This is a genomic window from Faecalispora anaeroviscerum, from assembly GCF_947568225.1.
Lineage (GTDB): Bacteria > Bacillota > Clostridia > Oscillospirales > Acutalibacteraceae > Faecalispora > Faecalispora anaeroviscerum.
Map to the genome: position 1 here is coordinate 654270 of NZ_CANOOQ010000001.1, position 18426 is coordinate 672695.

The window sequence follows — 18426 nt, forward strand, 5'->3', positions numbered from 1 at the left end:
GAGGAGAGTAAATGACGCTGGACGAACAGATGGAGCGCCTATTGGAGATGGATTCCGTGGTTTGCAAGGGAAAAGTCACCAATATTGTGGGCTCAATGATTGAAGTCAGCGGCATTTCTGCGAACGTCGGCGATATCTGCACCATAGATGGAGCGCAGGACTCCCCTCCGGTTCTGTCAGAGGTAGTCGGCTTTAAAACCGGGAACGTGCTTCTGGTGGCGTATGGTGACGTGAAGGGTGTGGGCCTTGGCAGCTTAGTTCGCTCTACCGGCCGAAAGCTGTGGATTCCGGTCGGCGATTTTTTGATTGGCCGGATCATCGATGCGACCGGCCACCCAATCGACGGCAAGGGAGAATTCCCAATGGGGGAACATTATGGAGTCGATTCGGCTTACATCAATCCGTTGGAGCGTCCCCGTATCAGCGAGCGGCTCACCTTTGGCATCAAGGCAATCGACGGGATGCTGACCATCGGCAAAGGGCAGAGAATGGGGATTTTCGCGGGCAGCGGTGTTGGAAAAAGCACACTGATGGGGATGATCGCCAAAAACGTTACCGCGGACGTCAACGTAATTGCTTTGGTCGGTGAGCGCGGGCGTGAGGTTGCCGAGTTCATGGAAAAGGATCTTGGCCCCGAGGGGCTCGCGCGTTCCGTTCTGGTGGTGGCGACGTCGGATCAGCCGGCGATGTACCGCATGAAATGTGCGATGGTGGCTACCGCCGTCGCGGAATATTTTAAGGATCAGGGCAAGGATGTTCTTTTGATGATGGATTCCCTGACCCGATTTGCTATGGCCCACCGCGAAATCGGCCTTGCGGCCGGTGAGCCTCCCATAGCACGCGGGTATACACCCGGCATCTATGCGGAGCTGCCGAAGCTCTTAGAGCGCAGTGGCAACTTTAAGCAAGGCTCCATTACAGGCATCTATACGGTTCTGGTAGAGGGCGACGATACCAACGAGCCGATTTCCGATACCGTGCGTGGTATTATAGATGGACATATCGTGCTCAGCAGGGCACTGGCACACAAAAATCATTACCCGGCCATCGACGTCAACGCCAGCATTTCACGTTTAATGAACGACATCGTGCCGGAGGATCACCGCCAGGCAGCGGCAAAAATCCGCAACTGGCTCTCTGTTTACCGGCAAAACGAAGATCTGATCTCGATTGGAGCGTATAAGCCGGGGCTCAATTTCCGTCTGGATGAGGCGGTCAAGAAAACGGATTCCGTCAATCAGTTTTTATGCCAGCAGGTCAATGTGTGTTTTTCTTTTGAGGATACCGTTAAACTCATGAAAGAGATGTAGCAAAGCATGAAAAAATTTGTGTTCACATTGGAAAAAGTCCTCCGCTTTCATGAGCAGGAGCTGGATGTAAAAAAGCAGGAGCTGTCTGCTCTGCGGGCCAGTCTGCGCGAACTTGATCACGAGATTCAGCGTCTGAAACTCGAATTATCTCAACTGAATCAAGAAATGTCCCGTGCCATGATTTCCGGCCTGAACGCCAGAGATCTTGCGGTTTATAAAATGTACTTCCGCACAACGGAGTTGGATATCCGCCGCCTGGAAACGCAGCGGGTTGACCTGCGAAACAAGGTGGAAGAAAAACAGGAAAGCGTCGTTCAGACAAATCAGGAAATATCCGGGTTGGAAAAGCTGCGTGACAAACAGCTCGATGAGTACACCGCCGGCTGCCGCAGGCAGCAGGAGCTGGAAATTGAGGAGTACGTTTCGCAGGGGATTAAAGTTTCCTGATGCTGTCTGAAGTTTATTTGATATCGCAACCTCACAGCGCAGGCGAAAGCAAAGCTTTCAGCACCTGAGAGAACATGGAATCATCGGTTTGGCGGTTGCTGTAATTGCAATTCTTTTCTGAAAAGCAGCTTCAAACTTATGATAGAATCTTATTTAAAAGGAGGTGAAAATGAATGGTACAACAGGTTAATGTACAGCAAGTCAGCCTTCCAAAAGCAGAGCCAAAGGAGAAGATACAGCCGGAGCAGAGCAGCTTTAAAACCGCTCTGAAGAAAGCGGAAAGCTCTCTTCCATCCAAAGATGAGAATGGAACAGCGAATTCGCAGACGGTCGGCGAAGAGAAGGGGTCTGAGGAAGAAAAACTGCCTGAGGCCGGCCAGCAGAACAACAGCATTGTCTCTCCGCTGATGCTTTGGCTTCTGATGGGAAATTCCTCTTCCGAGGAACAGAATACAGCAGCTTCTGCAGATCTTCTTACCACAGCGGTTCAGCAGATATCTTCCACTTCCTCTGAAACAGCGCTGACGGCTCTCACGGCCATTGGTTCCACAACGGAAAAAACAGGAGTGACACTGCAGCAGCTTCTTTTGCAGCAGATGACCCCGAAGACGCTTGACTCTGAGTCTGCTGCCCAGACGACGAATTCGCCGATCGCACAGCAGACACAGCAGACACAACAGACACAGCAGACACAGCAGGGGCAGACGCAAACGCTGCCGCTTCTCACTCCATTGCAGGAGGAAATGCCCGCACAGCCGATCGTGCAGGAAAAGGCGCTTCCGCAGCTTGCGGTGCAAACTGCCGACCTGCTTTCCGCTTCTTCCAAAACCGAGCAGAAAGGGAATAGCGCGGGTCAGGAGAGTTCCGCTCTTTCCGCAGATACTCACAGTACGGCTGTGACAATGCCCGTTCCAGCGCAGACCCAGCAGAATAACCTCGACTCCGCCTTATCCGGTCATACGCAGGAAAAAACAGCCGATACAACGGGAAGCACTTCCGAACAGAACAGCAATTTTGCGGCGATGTTCATCAGTCAGAACGATTCCGTTTCCGCTTCTTCCACGGCTCATGCTTCCGCCTCGTCAAAGCTTTCTGCCGGTACAGCCGCTCACCTGACGGAGCAGATCGTCAAAAATGTTCAAGCGAAAAATAACAGCTTCCGAATGGAGTTGTCCCCGCAGAATCTCGGCAAAATCTCCGTTTCTCTGAAAATGGAGCAGGGCCTGCTCGTGGTGGATATTCTCGCGGACAGTCCCAGAACGCAGAGCCTGCTGGCATCCGGTTCCGGCGAAATCCGTTCTTTGCTGGAGTCAGCCGTAGGTCAGCCCGTTCAGGTGACACAGCCGCCGCAGGACGCTCCCGCTTATTATCAGCAGGAACAGGAATCCTCCAGTCAGCAGCAGGACGAGCAGCACGGGCAGCGGCATCAGGATCAGAATCAGGAAACAACGGAAGATTTTCTCAGTGTTCTTCAGCAGATGAAGGAACAGAGCAGCATCCTATAAAGGAGGTGTCGCATTGGATATCAGCCAAATCAACAAATACAGCAGCGCATCCGCTACAAAAAGCAGTGCGAATTCTGCGGCTTCCCTCAGCATCGATCAGTTTTTAAGTCTGCTTGCGGCACAGCTTTCGAACCAGGATGTTCTGAACCCGACACAAGATACCGAGTTTGTGGCTCAGATGGCCCAGTTCACATCCTTGCAGGCGCTGGAGAATCTGAATCAGTATGCAAGCTATCAGTACGGCAGCTCGCTGATTGGAAAAAAGGTCAGCGCCGCAAAGTATGATACGACCGGTCAGTATGTTTCCGATATCGGAATCGTTACTCAGGCCGATTTCTCATCCGGAGATACGACCGTTACGGTCAACGGCACCGCATACGGGCTTTCCAGCATTATGGAAGTGGTTAATGATGCGAGCTACGGCTCTTATCAGTACGCAGCTTCTCTGGTGGGCAAAAAGGTTCAGGTCAGCGGCTACGATAAGTCTGGGAAGGTAGTGGAGAGTACGGGAACGGTTTCTTCCTGCAGCTTTGCTTCCGGTGAGGCCATGGTGGTTGTCGATGGCCAGAAATATACACTTTCCGCGGTACGTCAGGTTCTTTCTCAGGATTCGGATTCCCAAAGCCCCGATCCTAAAACTGATTCATCAGGTGCCTCGAACTAGAATGCCTCAGGATGAACTGCTTTTTGAACCTGTCAAAAAGGAGTCGCTATGAACGAGTTAGAGTTTAAGAAAAACTATTCCGCGTTGATCCCGCCAAGCTACGGTGTGACAAACACATCGCCGTCGCAGGTGCAGAAAACGCAGGAAAATCCCCAAAACAGTGAATTTGCTGCACTGGTGCGGCAGTCTCTTTCAAAGAACAGCCAGTTGAATTTCTCAAAGCACGCGGTTCAAAGACTGGAGTCTCGCTCCATTGAGCTTTCGCCCGAACGAATTACACAGCTCAGCGGTGCGGTAGAAAAAGCCAGAGCGAAGGGTGTGCATGATGCACTGATTTTGGATGGAAGCACAGCATTTATTGTAAATGTACCGAGCAGTACCGTCATCACCATGATGAACGATCAGGAAATGACAAATAACGTATTTACCAACATTGACGGAGCCGTTGTAATGTAACCGGACCTCGCAGAGGAAGTTACCGGGCTTTGACCGATAGATAAGCCCGACGGCTCACCAAATAGAAAGATTAGAGAGGTTACTTCTATGTTAAGATCACTTTTTTCTGCTGTTTCTGGTCTGAAAGCCCATCAGACCAGAATGGATGTTATCGGAAATAACATTGCCAACGTAAATACCTATGGCTATAAATCTTCGCGTACTACCTTTCGTGATATGTACTATCAGACCATTTCATCTTCCACTTCGGCCAGCGGAACGCGCAGCGGCAGTAATGCTTCTCAGGTAGGTTACGGTGCTTCGGTCGGATCGGTCGATATTTTGAATACTCGTACCGGCTATGCTTCAACGGGTAGCTCGATGGATTTGTATATCGATGGTGAAGGTTACTTTGTTGTTCAGGACGGCGCCGGCAACGAGCGCCTGACTCAGGTGGGTACCTTTGGGTTTGACGGTGACGGCAACCTGACCGACGGCAACGGTAACTTTATTTGCGGCTATTCCGTAGATAAGCTAAAGAGCACGGTTTCCGTTGGCGGCGCAAAGGTCGATTTTGGGCTGAAGGCCGACGGTACGAAAAACGGCGGCAAGGTAGTCGACGGAAAAGATGTCAGCTACCTCGAAGGGTATACCTTTAAGGTGGTTGACGGCGGTGCTTCCGCAACGCAGGCCGTTGCGGTTGACCCTACCGAAAAGACGATTACAGTTACTTTAAAAACAGCAGACATGACAAAACAAGGCCTGGAGACCGCACTAAAGTCCACAACGTGGACCAGCACACTGATGGATGGTACTGACCCCGCAATTCTGAAAAACAGTGACGGCACTTATGTAAAGCTGTCTGATGTTCTGGATGCTTCCCTGATTAAGGTTGCGGATGCCGATACCACAGCCATTAAAGCGACCACCGGAAAAATTGCCGAAGAGGCTACCTTTCAAGGGGATGGTTCCGGTTCGGAATACCTGAAAAAAATCATCAATGACAAGGGCGAGATGAAGAATCTTGCGGTTGGCTCAGACGGTACAATCACTGGTGAGGCGACCGACGGCACGATTCAGATCATCGGTAAAATTGCCATTGCAAACGTTCCGAACCCCGACGCTCTGCAGCATGAAGGAAACTCCTATTACAAAGCGGTTAATAACACCGGTGTTATCACCTATACCACACCGGGCGAGGACAATACCGGCTCCCTGAAAAGTGGCGGTTTGGAATCCTCCAACGTAGACCTTGCAAATGAGTTTTCCGATATGATCATGACCCAAAGAGGATTCCAGGCTAGCTCCAAAATGATTACAGTCAGCGATGAAATGCTGGAAACATTAGTAAATCTCAAACGATAATTGAAAATGACCACCGTTCCTGAACCGGAAGCCGGTTCGGGAACGGCGGTTCAATTCAAAGAGGGATGTGCGGTATGATAGAGCTGACGAATATGAATGGCATAACGTTTGTACTCAACAGTAGCCTGATCGAAACCATTGAACTGATTCCGGAAACAAAGGTAACAACGACAACGGGTAAATATTTTCTTGTTCAGGAAAAACCGGAAGAAATCGTAATAAAGGTGATTGATTACAATCGAAAGATTTTCCAGAACGTCATTCGTACTTCGTAGTGTGATACATTCCGGCTCCCAGTATAGAGCCGTCCGGGTCCTCCGGAGCTGTCCTCGGGTGTTTCGCGAGGGTTAGGACTTCATTATAGATTACTATACGAGCAGATTTTAACTTGACGAGGGATTGGTGGTACTATGGCGGAAATATTGTCGCAGCAGCAAATCGACGAGTTGCTGGGCAGTTTGCAAAGTGGAAATGTCGATTTTAAAGATGTTGAAACCCAATCAAGCGGCCCAAAAGTAAAAGAATATGACTTTATGTCGCCCAAAAAGTTCTCGCGAGAGCAGCTGAAGTTATTGGATAATATTTTTGATAACTTTGCGCGAATGCTTAGCCTGCAGTTGGCCAGTATGCTTCGCATCTCGTGCCAGATGGAAATTTTGCAAGTAGAGGAAGAGGACTATAAGGAATTCAACAATGCGCTCAATGATTCTGTTTTGGTCGCGATGATCGGTATGCATAATCAGGACCACCGCATCGACGACAAACAGATTCTGCTGGAGCTGTCGCGCCCGATTTCGTTTTCGATTATTGATCGTATGCTGGGGGGGAACGGATCTGGGTACAACGTAGACCGGGATTATACGGAAATTGAACTTGCGCTCATGGAGTATTTATTCAAACAGATGCTTACTCTGCTGAGGAATTCCTGGTCCAATTACATTGAAATTGATCATACGCTCGATGTGATCGAAACAAATTCGCGTTTAATGCAGTCGATACAGCCCGATGAATCTGTCGCCATTGTGGTTATTGAAATCACACTGGAGGATAATTTAAAGGGAAATATGAACATATGTCTGCCAGCCGCTTCTCTGGAAGAGATTTTTAAAGTCTTTAACTCCAAATACATTAAAATTCCACGTAAGGATGACCCTGAGGTGGAGCAGGAACGCAAAGAGATCATCATGAAAGGCCTGAAAGCATCGCCGCTTTATGTCTCGGCCATGCTTGGAAAAACGCAAATAACACTGAAGGACTTTTTAGGCCTTCAGGTTGGGGATGTGATCACCCTAAATACGCCGCTTGAAGAAAACCAGATCACGGTCTGTGTGGAAAACCTCCCATGGTTTACCGGGGTAATTGGAACCAAAAAGAAAAAATATGCGGTGAAAATTGATCAAATTCTATAATTTTCAAATGGAAAGGTGATTTCTATGGAGCCTAACGGGTCTAACCACGAGGAACTGATGTCGCCAATGGAAGTCGACAGTATTGGCGAAATCATGAATATCAGCCTGGGATCGTCTGCAACTACAGTCTCTACTCTGTTGGAACAGCGCGTGAACATTACCACACCCCGGGTAACCGTCGTCACGGCGCAGGAATTTGAGTTTAAGGGCCTTGAGCCTGCAGTGGCAGTCGAAATCAATTATGTCAGCGGTCTGGACGGAACAAATGTAATGGTTCTCAAAGAGTCAGATGTTCGTATCATTGTCGGTCTGCTGCTGCAAACAGAATACTCTGAGGAAGATTTTGTCCTGGATGAAATGAGCCTCGGTGCAATTTGTGAAGTAATGAATCAAATGATGGGCGCTTCGTCCACTGCGCTTTCGCAGCTTTTGAACCGCCCGATTAACATATCGCCGCCAAGTTCCTTTAAAATTGAGAATGCCGAGCAGTTCAAGCAGAAATACTTCAATGACGACGAGCCAATCATCGCCATCCATTTTAACCTGATGATCGGCGATTTAACGAACAGTGAATTCATCAGTTTAATGAGCCTTGGCCTGGCGAAAGACCTGATTTCCAGCTTTGGGTTCGGCAGTTCCTCTCTGGAAGAGACGCCTCAGACGGTGGCTCCGGTGGCTCCGGTGGCTCCGGCTCCGGCAGCTCCGGTGGAACCCACGCCGCCCCCGGCTGCAGCACCCCCCACATCGGCGGCCTATCCGGCTCAGTCGGCCTACGTAGCCCCTCCCAATCAGCAGCAGGCTGGCTTTGTGCAAACCGCTTACGGTGTTCCGGCTGCGGCTTACAGTGCGCCGCCTGTTCCCATGGCTCCGCCTGTGCCGGTAATCCGTGGCGGGAATATGCGCCAGCCGGAGAGCCCGGCGTATGAGATCCAGAATGCATCCTATCAGAACTTTGATGAGCAGGAAACCATTTTAACAAGCGATCAGTCCAATAATCTTAATATGATTCTCTCTGTGCCGCTTGAGGTAACGGTAGAAATCGGCAGTACCAAGCGAAAAATCAAGGAAATTCTCGATTTCACCTCGGGTACAATCTTAGAGCTGGACAAACAGGCCGGTTCCCAGGTGGATATTTTTGTCAACGGTCAGCAGATTGCGAAGGGCGACGTTGTTGTAGTGGATGATTACTATGGAGTTCGTATTACCGAAATATCAAGTAATGTTGATATTATTAATGCATTAAAATAAAGAATAAGGATTTCATTTTATAGGAGGAACGAATCATGGGAAAGAAAATTATGCTGGTGGATGATGCTGCGTTTATGCGTATGATGATTAAAGACACCTTGCAAAAGAATGGCTACACCGAGATCATAGAGGCCGGCAACGGCGAGCAAGCTGTCGCTGCTTACACAGCGGAGAATCCGGATCTGGTTCTGATGGATATCACTATGCCAGTGATGGACGGACTGGAGGCACTCCGCCGTATTCGCGAAATGGACAGCAGCGCCAAGGTAGTTATGTGTTCGGCTATGGGACAGGAGACTATGGTGGTCGACGCACTCAAGCTTGGCGCAAAGGATTTTATTGTAAAACCCTTTAAGCCGGACCGCATCATGAAGACTGTTAACAGCATTTTAGGCTGATTGAGCCTTCAGAGGGGAAGAGCGCATGGGTGACGACTTTTTTTCTTTGCTGTTCTCTCTGTTTGGCATAGCGATCATTTTGTTTGGCTGCTATGCGTTCAGCAAGTACGCCGCAAAGAAGATCAATACATTTTCTAATTCGCAGAATATTAAAATTCTGGAAAAGGTTCCTCTGTCGCAGGACAAGGGCCTGGCTCTGGCACAGATCGGCGGTAAGTATTACTTAATCGGCTTTTCCAGCCAGAGCGTAGAGATTTTACAGGAACTTTCGGCCGATGATCTGAAACTGGGGGAAGAGAGCAGGCCGGCGGCCGGCTTTTTGAATCTGTTTCAACAGGCCACGAAAAACGGATGGAGCGTGAAATCGTTTGATGAGTACAGGGGAATTGCCGAAGCCAGAAAAACAAAGGGCAGAGGCCAAAACAGTGAAGACGAAGAGCCGTAAAAAACTGTTGATAACGGCGCTGCTCTCGCTGGTGCTGATGGCTTTTCTCCCGGTTCAGGCCTCCGCTGCTGCCACCGGAATTCAGATCAACGGCAACGGGGTGGATACGCTTGAGATGATCCAGATGTTTTTGATTCTGGCACTCGCGCCGTCCATTCTAATTATGACAACCTGCTTTACGCGGATCATCATCGTGCTGTCGTTTCTGCGCAACGCGCTGGGTTTGCAGCAGACGCCCCCAAATCAGGTGCTGATTGGAATGGCCTTGTTTTTATCGCTGTTCATCATGTCGCCGGTATTAACGCAGATTAACGAGGACGCTTATCAGCCGTACAAGCAGGAGAAAATTACGCAGGAGCAGTTCGTTCAGAAAGCCTCTGTACCGATGAAGGCTTTTATGCTCAAGCAGACGAAAAAGGATGACCTGAATCTGTTTCTCAATCTCTCTAAAACAGAGATCAAATCCGCGGAGGAAGCACCCCTTACGGTTGTGATTCCCGCGTTTATGACCAGCGAGCTGCGCCGGGCCTTTTTGATCGGCTTTCTGATTTTTATCCCGTTTCTGATCATCGACATGGTGGTTTCTAGCACATTGATGTCCATGGGTATGATCATGCTGCCGCCAGCCATCATTTCTCTGCCGTTTAAGCTGCTGTTATTTGTGCTGGTGGACGGCTGGGGTCTGCTGTTTAAGACTTTGGTTACCAGCTTTAACATGTAGCGCACGTGCCACACTATTCGGAAGGATATATATTTCATGACGACATCTGAGATTATCGGTGTATTTCAGGCGGCGATTTTCGCCACAATGAAGCTCGCGATGCCAATTCTGGTTTCCAGCGTGCTGATCGGCCTGGTGATAGCGGTGCTTCAGGCGGCCACACAGATTCACGAACAGACACTCTCGTTTGTTCCGAAGCTTTTGATCATTGCCGTGGTGCTGATTTTGCTGGGGCCGTGGATGATGGAGGTCATGAGCGATTTTGTTACTTACATTTTCAGCTTGATCGCAAACCTCAGCTGAGGATGGGGCGGAAAGGGTTCGGAATGTTAGATCTTGTTACTCTCAATTACAACGTAACTCTTTTGCTCCTAATTTTTATGCGCATGTCGGGTTGTGTGGTATTCAGCCCGATTTTCGGTCGAACCAGCATCCCGGTGATTATTCGGGTGGGCCTTACGCTCATGCTGTCGCTGTTTTCTTACCAGTTGGTTCCGGTGCGTACCGTGGTGCTTTCGAGCTTTCTCATCTTCTTTGTCACCATGCTGCGTGAGCTGCTGCTGGGCTTTTTAATCGGTTTTATCATTCAGCTGTTTTTATCGGTGATTCTGATCAGCGGTGAAAATATGGATATGCAGATCGGTATTTCCATGTCTAAGATTTACGATCCGCAAAGCAATGTTTCCATGCCGATTTCTGGCTCCTTTATCAACGCGATGTTCTTTCTTCTCTTTTTTTCCACCGGTGCGCACCTGACCTTGATTCAGGTGTTCGTACAGCTCTGTGTGGTGGTTCCGTACGGAGAGCTTGCCATTGATCCGCAGATTTTTTCCCATCTGGTGGAGTTGTTCCGCCTGATTCTAATTTATGCGATAAAAATGTCGCTGCCGATCATGGCGTCGCAGTTGATTACGGAATTTGCGGTTGGCCTGGTTACGAAGGCCGTGCCTCGGCTGAATATTTTTATGATAAACATACAGATTAAAATGCTTTTAGGTTTTGGGCTTCTCTTTCTGATGGCCGGGCCTTTGGCGTCCTTCCTTGAAAGGATGATCGATCTGATGTTTGATCAGATTGGCGGAGTCTACCGAATGTTGATGTAGCGCAGCGCCATTCCCGCTGATCCTGCAAGTGATGTAAAAGGGGGGATGACAGTGCCGGATAGCAGTAAAACCGAAAAAGCTACTCCGAAAAAGCGGCAGGACGAACAAAAAAAAGGTAACATTTTTCAAAGCACAGACATTGTCAGCGCTCTGAGCCTGCTGGTCATTTTTATGATCCTGCGTGCGACCCTGCCGCATACATACGAGTTTATGCAGCAGTTTCTGACCCGCTATTTTTCCTATATCTCTTCCATGGATACCATGACGCAGGCGGGAGTAATCGATATTGCCAAAGACTGCATTCAGGCTATTTTTTCTTTGGCGGGCCCGATGATGCTCGCTTCCATTGCGGCGGCGATTGTCGGTACCGGCGTACAGACCAGGTTGAGATTTTCCAGAGAAAAAATTAAATTTAAATTTTCTAATATTAGCCCATTGCAGGGCTTGAAACGCATTTTTTCTCTACGTTCCATTGTGGAGCTGATCAAATCTATTGTAAAAATATCTGTCATGCTCTACTTGTTGTATACCTCTCTTTTAAGCATTTCCAATGATTTCACGAAGCTGATGTATGCGGATGTGTATCAGGGAGTTCTGTTTATTCTGAGCAACATCATGAGCATTGTGTTAAAGCTTTCCGTTGCGTTTATCGCAATCTCCGCGCTGGATTACCTGTACCAGTGGTGGGAGTACGAGCGTAATATCCGCATGTCGAAACAGGATTTAAAAGAAGAATACAAGCAGATGGAGGGTGACCCATACGTCAAGAGCCAGCAGCGTGAGCGCCGCAGAAAAATGTCGATGCAGCGCATGATGCAGCAGGTTCCCACGGCGGATGTGATTGTCAGAAATCCAACGCATTTTGCCGTTGCTCTTCGTTATGACATAAAGAAAGACGCCGCCCCGATGGTGGTGGCAAAGGGGCAGGACTACTCGGCGCTGCGCATTATCGAGATTGCCGAAAAGCACCATATCCCCATGACGGAAAATAAGCCCCTGGCTCAGGCACTGTACCGCGAGGTAGAAGTGAACCGGCCCATCCCGGCAGAATATTATGTGATTCTGGCAGAAATTATGGCTTGGGTGTATTCCATGAAAAGAGGTTCAGCAGAGATTGAAGGTTCTAAATAACGTTGTAGCAATTTTTGTTATCATTATTATCTCTTTTATCATCATACCTCTTCCCACATTCTTTTTGGACATGATGTTCATTCTGAACATTACATTGTCAATTCTGATCATGCTGATGACCATGTACGTGAAAAACTCACTGCAGTTTTCAGTTTTTCCGTCCATGCTTTTGATTACGACACTGTTCCGGCTTTCACTGAATATTTCTTCCACACGTTTAATTCTGACAAAGTCCGGCCATGCCGGGCAGGTGATTTCAACGTTTGGTACCTTTGTTTTGGCTGGTAACGTTGTCGTCGGTTTTATCATTTTTCTGATTATCGTTTTGGTCAATTTTCTGGTTATTACGAAGGGCGCGGAACGCGTTTCCGAGGTTTCCGCCCGATTCAAATTGGACGCAATGCCCGGTAAGCAGATGGCAATTGATGCGGATCTTAGCTCTGGCTTAATCTCAGAGTCAGTTGCCCTGACCCGCCGAAACGACATTCAGCGCGAGGCGGAGTTCTACGGTGCCATGGACGGTGCCACCAAGTTTGTCAAGGGTGATGCAATCGCATCCATTGTCATTACGTTTATCAACTTCCTCGGCGGCACCGTTATTGGCATGGTGCAGGGGGGACAGGATTTTGGCACGGTGCTGACGACCTACACGATAGCCACCGTTGGTGAGGGTCTTGTTTCTCAGCTACCCGCACTTTTGATTTCCACCGCAACCGGCATGATCGTTACCCGCGCGGCGTCCGATTCCAGCCTGAGCATGGATGTGACCCGTCAATTTTCCGCGCAGCCTTTGGTGATGATGATCGCCGGGGCCGCGATCTCCTTTCTCTGCCTCATTCCCGGTATGCCAAAGATTCAGATTCTGCTGATCTCCGGCACCATGGTCGGCCTTGGAATTATGCTTCGCAGGCGGGCCCGGCAGTCGGAAGAGGAGACTGAGCTGGCCGCAGTGGGCACCGGGCCTGGAGCAGCCGGCGGTGGGCCCGAAATGGAAGATGAAACCGCTTATTACAAGAATATTGATAACATATATGGTTTGCTGCAAATTGACCTGATTGAGATGGAGTTTGGGTACAGCATTATCCCATTGGTGGACGAAGGCAGCGGTAGCAGCTTTATTGACCGTTTGGTCACGTTCCGCAAACAGTTTGCCATTGAGATGGGTATGGTGATTCCGGCCGTTCGCCTGCGGGATAACGGGATGCTCAACCCCAATCAGTATGTGATTAAGGTCAAGGGGGAAATTGTCAGCGAGGGAGAGGTCCTGATCGACTATTACTTAGCACTGGACCCCGGCAATCTGACCGGGACAATCGACGGCATCGAAACTATCGAGCCTGCCTATGGAATCCCCAGCAAGTGGATTACAACAGATAAAAAGGAAATGGCTGAAATCTATGGTTACACCGTTATTGATCCCCTTTCCGTTGTTGTTACCCATCTCTCGGAAACGATCCGCAAGCACGCCTATGAGGTTCTCACCCGTCAGGATGTCATTCAGCTGCTGGAATCCGCAAAGCGGGCCGATTCTGCCCTGGTGGACGACGTAGTACCGAATCTGGTTTCTTACAGTCGTTTGCAGAAAGTGATGTGCGCTCTGCTCAAAGAGGGCGTGCCGATCCGAGACATGGAAACGATCCTCAGCACACTTTCTGATTATGCCGCTACGGTGCGCGAAACGGAGGTTCTGACCGAATATGTGCGTCAGGCACTGAAGAGAACCATCACCCGCAAATGGTCCGACGGCGGTCAGATTCGCGTTATTACCTTGGATAGCGAGGTGGAGCGCGTGATTGCGAACTCCATCACCCGCAACGATCAGGGCTCGTACCTGTCAATGGACCCTCAGACGACACAGACAATTATTACAAAGCTGCTTGACAACATCAAGAAGGTAAAGGCCGTCATCAATGTACCGATCATCCTGACCTCGCCGGTTGTTCGTATTTATTTTAGCAAGCTGCTGGAGCAGTTTTACCCCGGCGCGGTGGTGCTTTCTTTCAGTGAACTGAATTCCGACGTGCAGATACAGGCCGTGGCGAACATTACGCTAGAACCATAAACCAGTGGTTCGTCCCGGTGCCGATACCCGATCAAGGAGGTGAAATAGCTGGATGGAACGTGTCATCAGTAAACAAAAAACGATAGAAGACCTGTGGGAGGAATACTTTCAGAATAAAGAAGAAGATGTTCGCAATATGCTCGTAATCCACTATGGGTACATCGTCAAGTGTATCGCCCTGAAGACCGTAGGGGCTTACCAGCATTTCACTTATATGGATGATCTGGTCAATGAGGGCCTGATCGCCCTGTTGGACGCAGTGGAAAAATTTGATCCGGATAAGAGAGTCAAATTCGAAACGTATGCTTCTATTAAGGTGCGCGGTGCCATGATCGATTACATACGCAAGCAGGATTGCTTTCCGCGGCGCCTGAAACGGATCGCCAAAAATATCAGCGATGCGGAAAATGCGCTCAGCTATGAGCTGGGGCGTTATCCAACAGAAAACGAAATGGCAGAGCACCTAAGCGTTTCTGTTGGGGAGTACCAGAAAATGCAGGCGGAAACCTGTGCGCTCTCCATGCTTTCTTTTGAGGAGATGATCTACGAAAAGGGCGTGGAGGATGTACGATTCAGCGTGTCCGGCGACTCCATTCAGGGGCCCGAGCAGGTTGTGGCCGAAAAGGAGTTGCAGGTTGTTCTGGCGGAATACATCGATAAGCTGAATGAGAAAGAAAAAATGGTCATTTCACTTTATTATAAGGAACAAATGAAGATCAAAGAAATCTCGGCGGTGATGGGGATCAGCGATTCCCGCGTGTCGCAGATTCACTCAAACGGATTAAAAAAGCTTAAGCGCTTTTTGACGGAATACAATTCGTAAAGGAGACGATTCCTATGGTGAGAGGGTTTTACACACTGGGTTCCGGAATGCTGACCCAGTCCAGAAAGCTGACGGCAGTCAGTAATAATTTGTCCAATGTGGAGACGGCCGGGTACAAAAGGAACGTAGTGACTTCATCCACCTTCGGAAACATGGTGATTCACCGTCTGAATAATCAGGGCAATGTGCCGATCGGTGAAATGAGCATGATGACCGCGGCAGACAAGACGAGCGTGATTCATTCCGAGGGGAGCCTGAAGGAAACCGGCCGCACACTGGATTTCGCTATTGAGGGCGAGGGCTTTTTTGCAATTCAAAAGGACAACGGATTGGTATATACCCGTAACGGCAGCTTCAATGTGGATGAGCAGGGCTACCTGGTCAGCAAAGACCTTGGCGGTCGCGTGATGGGTCAAAACGGCCCGATCCGTGTGGGAACAGACCAGTTTAACGCTGACGCGCAGGGGAATATCTCTGTAGGGGGCACTCAGGTTGGGTCTTTGGCCGTTTATCAGTTTGCGGATTACAATAGCCTGAAATCTGCTGGGCAGGCATCCTTTACCGCGGCTGGAGGGGCACAGCAAATGCAGAATCCCCAACTGAAATGGAAATATGTTGAGGGCTCGAATGTAGATGCCGCTCAGGAAATGACCGATGCCATCTCGATTCAAAGAGGACTCCAGACCTGCTCACAGGCGCTAAAAATGTACGATCAGATTCTGTCCCGCGCTGTGACAGAAATCGGTAAAATATAAAGCGCAATTTGTTGAAGCAATCGCTTTTGAAGCCTGTTACTGAACAGGCTGATTCAGAAAAGGGGAGAGCCATGATTAATGCATTTTATACGGCGGCTACCGGTACCATTCAGCTGCAAAAAGGGATGGACGTAACGGCCAACAATATCGCGAACGTTTCCACCACCGGCTTTCAGGCGCAGAAGGGTGCCTTTGCCGATTTGGTGTATACGAATATCCATGCGGCCGAAGATACAGATTCCGATCTTGTCTCCGGTCACGGAACAAAGCTCGCAAAGACTGATACCCTCTTTGCCGCCAGTGCGCTGAACAATACCTCGCGTTCACTCGACTATGCCCTCCCGGAAGCATACCAGTTTTTTGCGATTCGTTCCGGGGATACGGTACAATATACGCGCAACGGTAATTTTCATCTTTCCATGCAGGGCGGTACCAATTATCTGGTGTCTTCTGACGGCGGCTATGTGCTGGGAGCAAACGGTCAGCCGATTCAGGTGACAGATGAAAAAAAGGCAGCTCCGGTGGGGGTGTTTACTTTTTCTAACTGCGATGGCCTGCAGAGAGCGGCTGGAACCTATTTTGTGGAAACAGAGACTTCTGGACGGGCTCAGGTGGTACAGAACGCGGAGGTGCAGCAGGGCTACCTTGAGAATTCCTCTGTAAGCCTGCCGGACGAAATGGCAACAATACTGGAAACTCAGCGCGCTTTCCAGCTCAACTCCAAAATGGTGCAGATTTCCGATGAAATTATGCAGACTGTCAACAGTCTGAGATGATTTTATAGTCAATTCACTTTAAAGTGGTTTTAATATAAAAATGAATAGCATTTTAAAGTGTTATTACTATATACTGTCAGAAAAGGGTGATGATTGTGTTTCCTAAGAGTTTGGCAAAGTTTTGGAACAAAAAGGAAAAAACAGGCCAAGATGCTTTGAAACCGGCAGAAAATGCGACCGAGCAGCCGCCTGAACCGGAAGAAGCGGAACCAGTGATCGAACCAGAGTCAGTGATCGAATTGGAACAAATTATCGAACCAGAGCAGATGATCGAACCGGAGCAGGTGATCGAACCAGAGCAGGTTGTTGAGACAGGGCAGATGGAGCAGGAAGTAAAGGAACAAGCCCCGGAAACCGATCAGCTCGAAGATCTTCTCCCTCCAGAGCCGCCGTCGCTCGATTTAAATGTTTCTTTGAACCGTATGCGTGCTGTTTTAGAGATAGCGCTTCATGACCCTGGCCAGACGGTAACTCCTGAAGAAATTTTAGCACTATTAAAGGAGAATAAAATCAGCTACGGTGTTCTGGAAGAAGATATCAGGGAATATTGCAGGCTGGCCGATTTTACGAAGCCTCTGGTTTGCGCGGTCGGCAAGCAGGTAAAGGATGAAAGCGACGGCCGCATCGATTTTAATTTTGAAACCGATAAGGTTCTTCGTCCTATCCAGCGGAAAGACGGTACTCTGGATTACCGTGAACTTGGGCTGGTGAAAAACATCTCAAAGGGAGACCATCTTTGTACCTTGGTACCCCCAAAGCCGGGAAGCGACGGCATGGATCTTTTCGGCAAGGTTATACCTTACCACAAGGGGGCGGTTCCTGTTTTGCCAGTGGGCGTGAATACGGAAGTTTCAGAGGATGGACTTACGTTGATTTCCACGGTGGACGGCAGCATTGAAATGCTGCCAAATGCGATTAATGTCAATGAGATTTTTATTGTCAAGGGTGATGTTGGCCGAGATTCCGGCAATGTTTCAGCTAAATGTTCCGTCCTGATACAGGGTGACGTAAAAAGCGGATTTTTTGTCAGTGCGGGGGGCGATATCACGGTTCGCGGAATCGTGGAGCACGCACATCTGGAGGCGGGCGGGAACATCGTCATTTCCCAGGGAATGAACGGCGGGGGAAGAGGCAGCCTGAAAGCTGGCGGTAATATTTCTGGCAAGTTTTTTGAGAACGCTATTTTGGATGCGACACATGAGATTTACGCCAGTATCATTATGAGCAGCAATATCCGGGCTGGTGGATCACTGATCCTAAACAAAGACGTGGCTACATTAGTCGGCGGTGATTGCACGGTGGGGTGTGGCGTTTTTGCCAAGAACATCGGGAATCAGTCCGGCAGTGTTACCCGGGTGCGGATCGATTCCCGGGAGCTAAATGCCCTTTTGACCCAGAGTTCAAAAAAGCTGAAGGATCCGGAGGTGCTGAATCATGAGTTGGAGACAGCGAGCCAGGAGCAGGAAGCATTTGAAGATCGTTATGAGCAGATTCATCAGCAGTTTATTCAGCAAAATCCTACGGACGATGGTTCTGGATTTGAACAGGTACGAAAAGCGGCGGAAGCAAAAAAAATTGTATTTTCCAAAAAAATTGAAGAACTGAAAGAACAGCTCCAGGAATCGGAAGATTCATTAAATTCATTTTTGAGCTATTCCGTCATCGCCAAAGGAATGGTATATCCCGGCGTGAAGATGGAGATTGCGGGTTATACCTACAATATCATTAAAGAAACAAGCTGCGCAAAATTTTATCTTACATATGGGAAGATTGAATGGCGGCCTGCTGTGCCGACTGATACACCGGACACTGTAAAGCGCTAAACCAAA

Annotated in this window: 20 protein-coding genes; all 20 read left to right on the plus strand. The window is 49.1% G+C overall.

The window, feature by feature from the left end:
- Positions 1-11 precede the first annotated feature (11 nt).
- Positions 12-1310, plus strand: a complete 1299-nt coding sequence (gene fliI, locus QOS46_RS03195) for a flagellar protein export ATPase FliI (protein ID WP_283607262.1) — start codon at positions 12-14, stop codon at positions 1308-1310.
- Between the two features lie 6 nt (positions 1311-1316).
- Positions 1317-1757: a flagellar export protein FliJ gene (fliJ, locus tag QOS46_RS03200; protein WP_283607263.1), complete on the plus strand. Its 441-nt coding sequence runs from the start codon at positions 1317-1319 to the stop codon at positions 1755-1757.
- 173 nt (positions 1758-1930) lie between these two features.
- Positions 1931-3262 (plus strand): flagellar hook-length control protein FliK, encoded by a 1332-nt coding sequence (locus tag QOS46_RS03205; RefSeq protein WP_283607264.1) that lies wholly within the window; start codon positions 1931-1933, stop codon positions 3260-3262.
- A gap of 13 nt (positions 3263-3275) precedes the next feature.
- Positions 3276-3926 (plus strand): flagellar hook capping FlgD N-terminal domain-containing protein, encoded by a 651-nt coding sequence (locus tag QOS46_RS03210; protein WP_283607266.1) that lies wholly within the window; start codon positions 3276-3278, stop codon positions 3924-3926.
- A 48-nt stretch (positions 3927-3974) separates the two neighbouring features.
- Positions 3975-4382: a TIGR02530 family flagellar biosynthesis protein gene (locus QOS46_RS03215; RefSeq protein WP_283607268.1), complete on the plus strand. Its 408-nt coding sequence runs from the start codon at positions 3975-3977 to the stop codon at positions 4380-4382.
- Positions 4383-4469: 87 nt separating this feature from the next.
- Positions 4470-5726, plus strand: coding sequence for a flagellar hook protein FlgE (locus QOS46_RS03220; protein WP_283607269.1), 1257 nt, complete (start codon positions 4470-4472; stop codon positions 5724-5726).
- A gap of 74 nt (positions 5727-5800) precedes the next feature.
- Positions 5801-6001, plus strand: a complete 201-nt coding sequence (locus QOS46_RS03225; RefSeq protein WP_283607270.1) for a flagellar FlbD family protein — start codon at positions 5801-5803, stop codon at positions 5999-6001.
- A gap of 135 nt (positions 6002-6136) precedes the next feature.
- Positions 6137-7135, plus strand: a complete 999-nt coding sequence (gene fliM / locus QOS46_RS03230; RefSeq protein WP_283607272.1) for a flagellar motor switch protein FliM — start codon at positions 6137-6139, stop codon at positions 7133-7135.
- 24 nt (positions 7136-7159) lie between these two features.
- A complete protein-coding gene (gene fliY / locus QOS46_RS03235) occupies positions 7160-8383 on the plus strand; it encodes a flagellar motor switch phosphatase FliY (RefSeq protein WP_283607274.1) in 1224 nt (407 codons plus the stop codon).
- 35 nt (positions 8384-8418) lie between these two features.
- Positions 8419-8781, plus strand: coding sequence for a response regulator (locus tag QOS46_RS03240; RefSeq protein WP_283607276.1), 363 nt, complete (start codon positions 8419-8421; stop codon positions 8779-8781).
- Positions 8782-8806: 25 nt separating this feature from the next.
- Entirely contained in the window at positions 8807-9226 is a 420-nt protein-coding gene (locus QOS46_RS03245; RefSeq protein ID WP_283607278.1) for a FliO/MopB family protein, read from the plus strand.
- Between the two features lie 37 nt (positions 9227-9263).
- Complete coding sequence (gene fliP, locus QOS46_RS03250) at positions 9264-9947, plus strand: flagellar type III secretion system pore protein FliP (RefSeq protein WP_408611470.1); 684 nt, start codon at positions 9264-9266, stop codon at positions 9945-9947.
- A gap of 36 nt (positions 9948-9983) precedes the next feature.
- On the plus strand, positions 9984-10250 hold the full coding sequence (gene fliQ / locus QOS46_RS03255; RefSeq protein ID WP_283607282.1) for a flagellar biosynthesis protein FliQ: 267 nt from the start codon (positions 9984-9986) through the stop codon (positions 10248-10250).
- A gap of 23 nt (positions 10251-10273) precedes the next feature.
- Positions 10274-11050 carry a flagellar biosynthetic protein FliR gene (locus QOS46_RS03260; RefSeq protein WP_283607284.1) on the plus strand — a complete coding sequence of 259 codons (777 nt, stop codon included), beginning with the start codon at positions 10274-10276 and terminating at the stop codon, positions 11048-11050.
- Positions 11051-11095: 45 nt separating this feature from the next.
- Positions 11096-12181, plus strand: coding sequence for a flagellar biosynthesis protein FlhB (gene flhB, locus QOS46_RS03265; protein WP_283607286.1), 1086 nt, complete (start codon positions 11096-11098; stop codon positions 12179-12181).
- On the plus strand, positions 12165-14243 hold the full coding sequence (flhA, locus tag QOS46_RS03270; RefSeq protein ID WP_283607288.1) for a flagellar biosynthesis protein FlhA: 2079 nt from the start codon (positions 12165-12167) through the stop codon (positions 14241-14243). The genes flhB and flhA overlap by 17 nt, the downstream gene beginning before the upstream one ends.
- 52 nt (positions 14244-14295) lie before the next feature.
- On the plus strand, positions 14296-15066 hold the full coding sequence (locus tag QOS46_RS03275) for a sigma-70 family RNA polymerase sigma factor (RefSeq protein WP_283607290.1): 771 nt from the start codon (positions 14296-14298) through the stop codon (positions 15064-15066).
- A gap of 14 nt (positions 15067-15080) precedes the next feature.
- A complete protein-coding gene (locus QOS46_RS03280) occupies positions 15081-15821 on the plus strand; it encodes a flagellar hook-basal body protein (RefSeq protein WP_283607293.1) in 741 nt (246 codons plus the stop codon).
- 71 nt (positions 15822-15892) lie between these two features.
- Positions 15893-16597: a flagellar hook-basal body protein gene (locus QOS46_RS03285; protein WP_283607295.1), complete on the plus strand. Its 705-nt coding sequence runs from the start codon at positions 15893-15895 to the stop codon at positions 16595-16597.
- Between the two features lie 155 nt (positions 16598-16752).
- Positions 16753-18420 (plus strand): DUF342 domain-containing protein, encoded by a 1668-nt coding sequence (locus tag QOS46_RS03290; RefSeq protein ID WP_283607297.1) that lies wholly within the window; start codon positions 16753-16755, stop codon positions 18418-18420.
- Positions 18421-18426 lie beyond the last annotated feature (6 nt).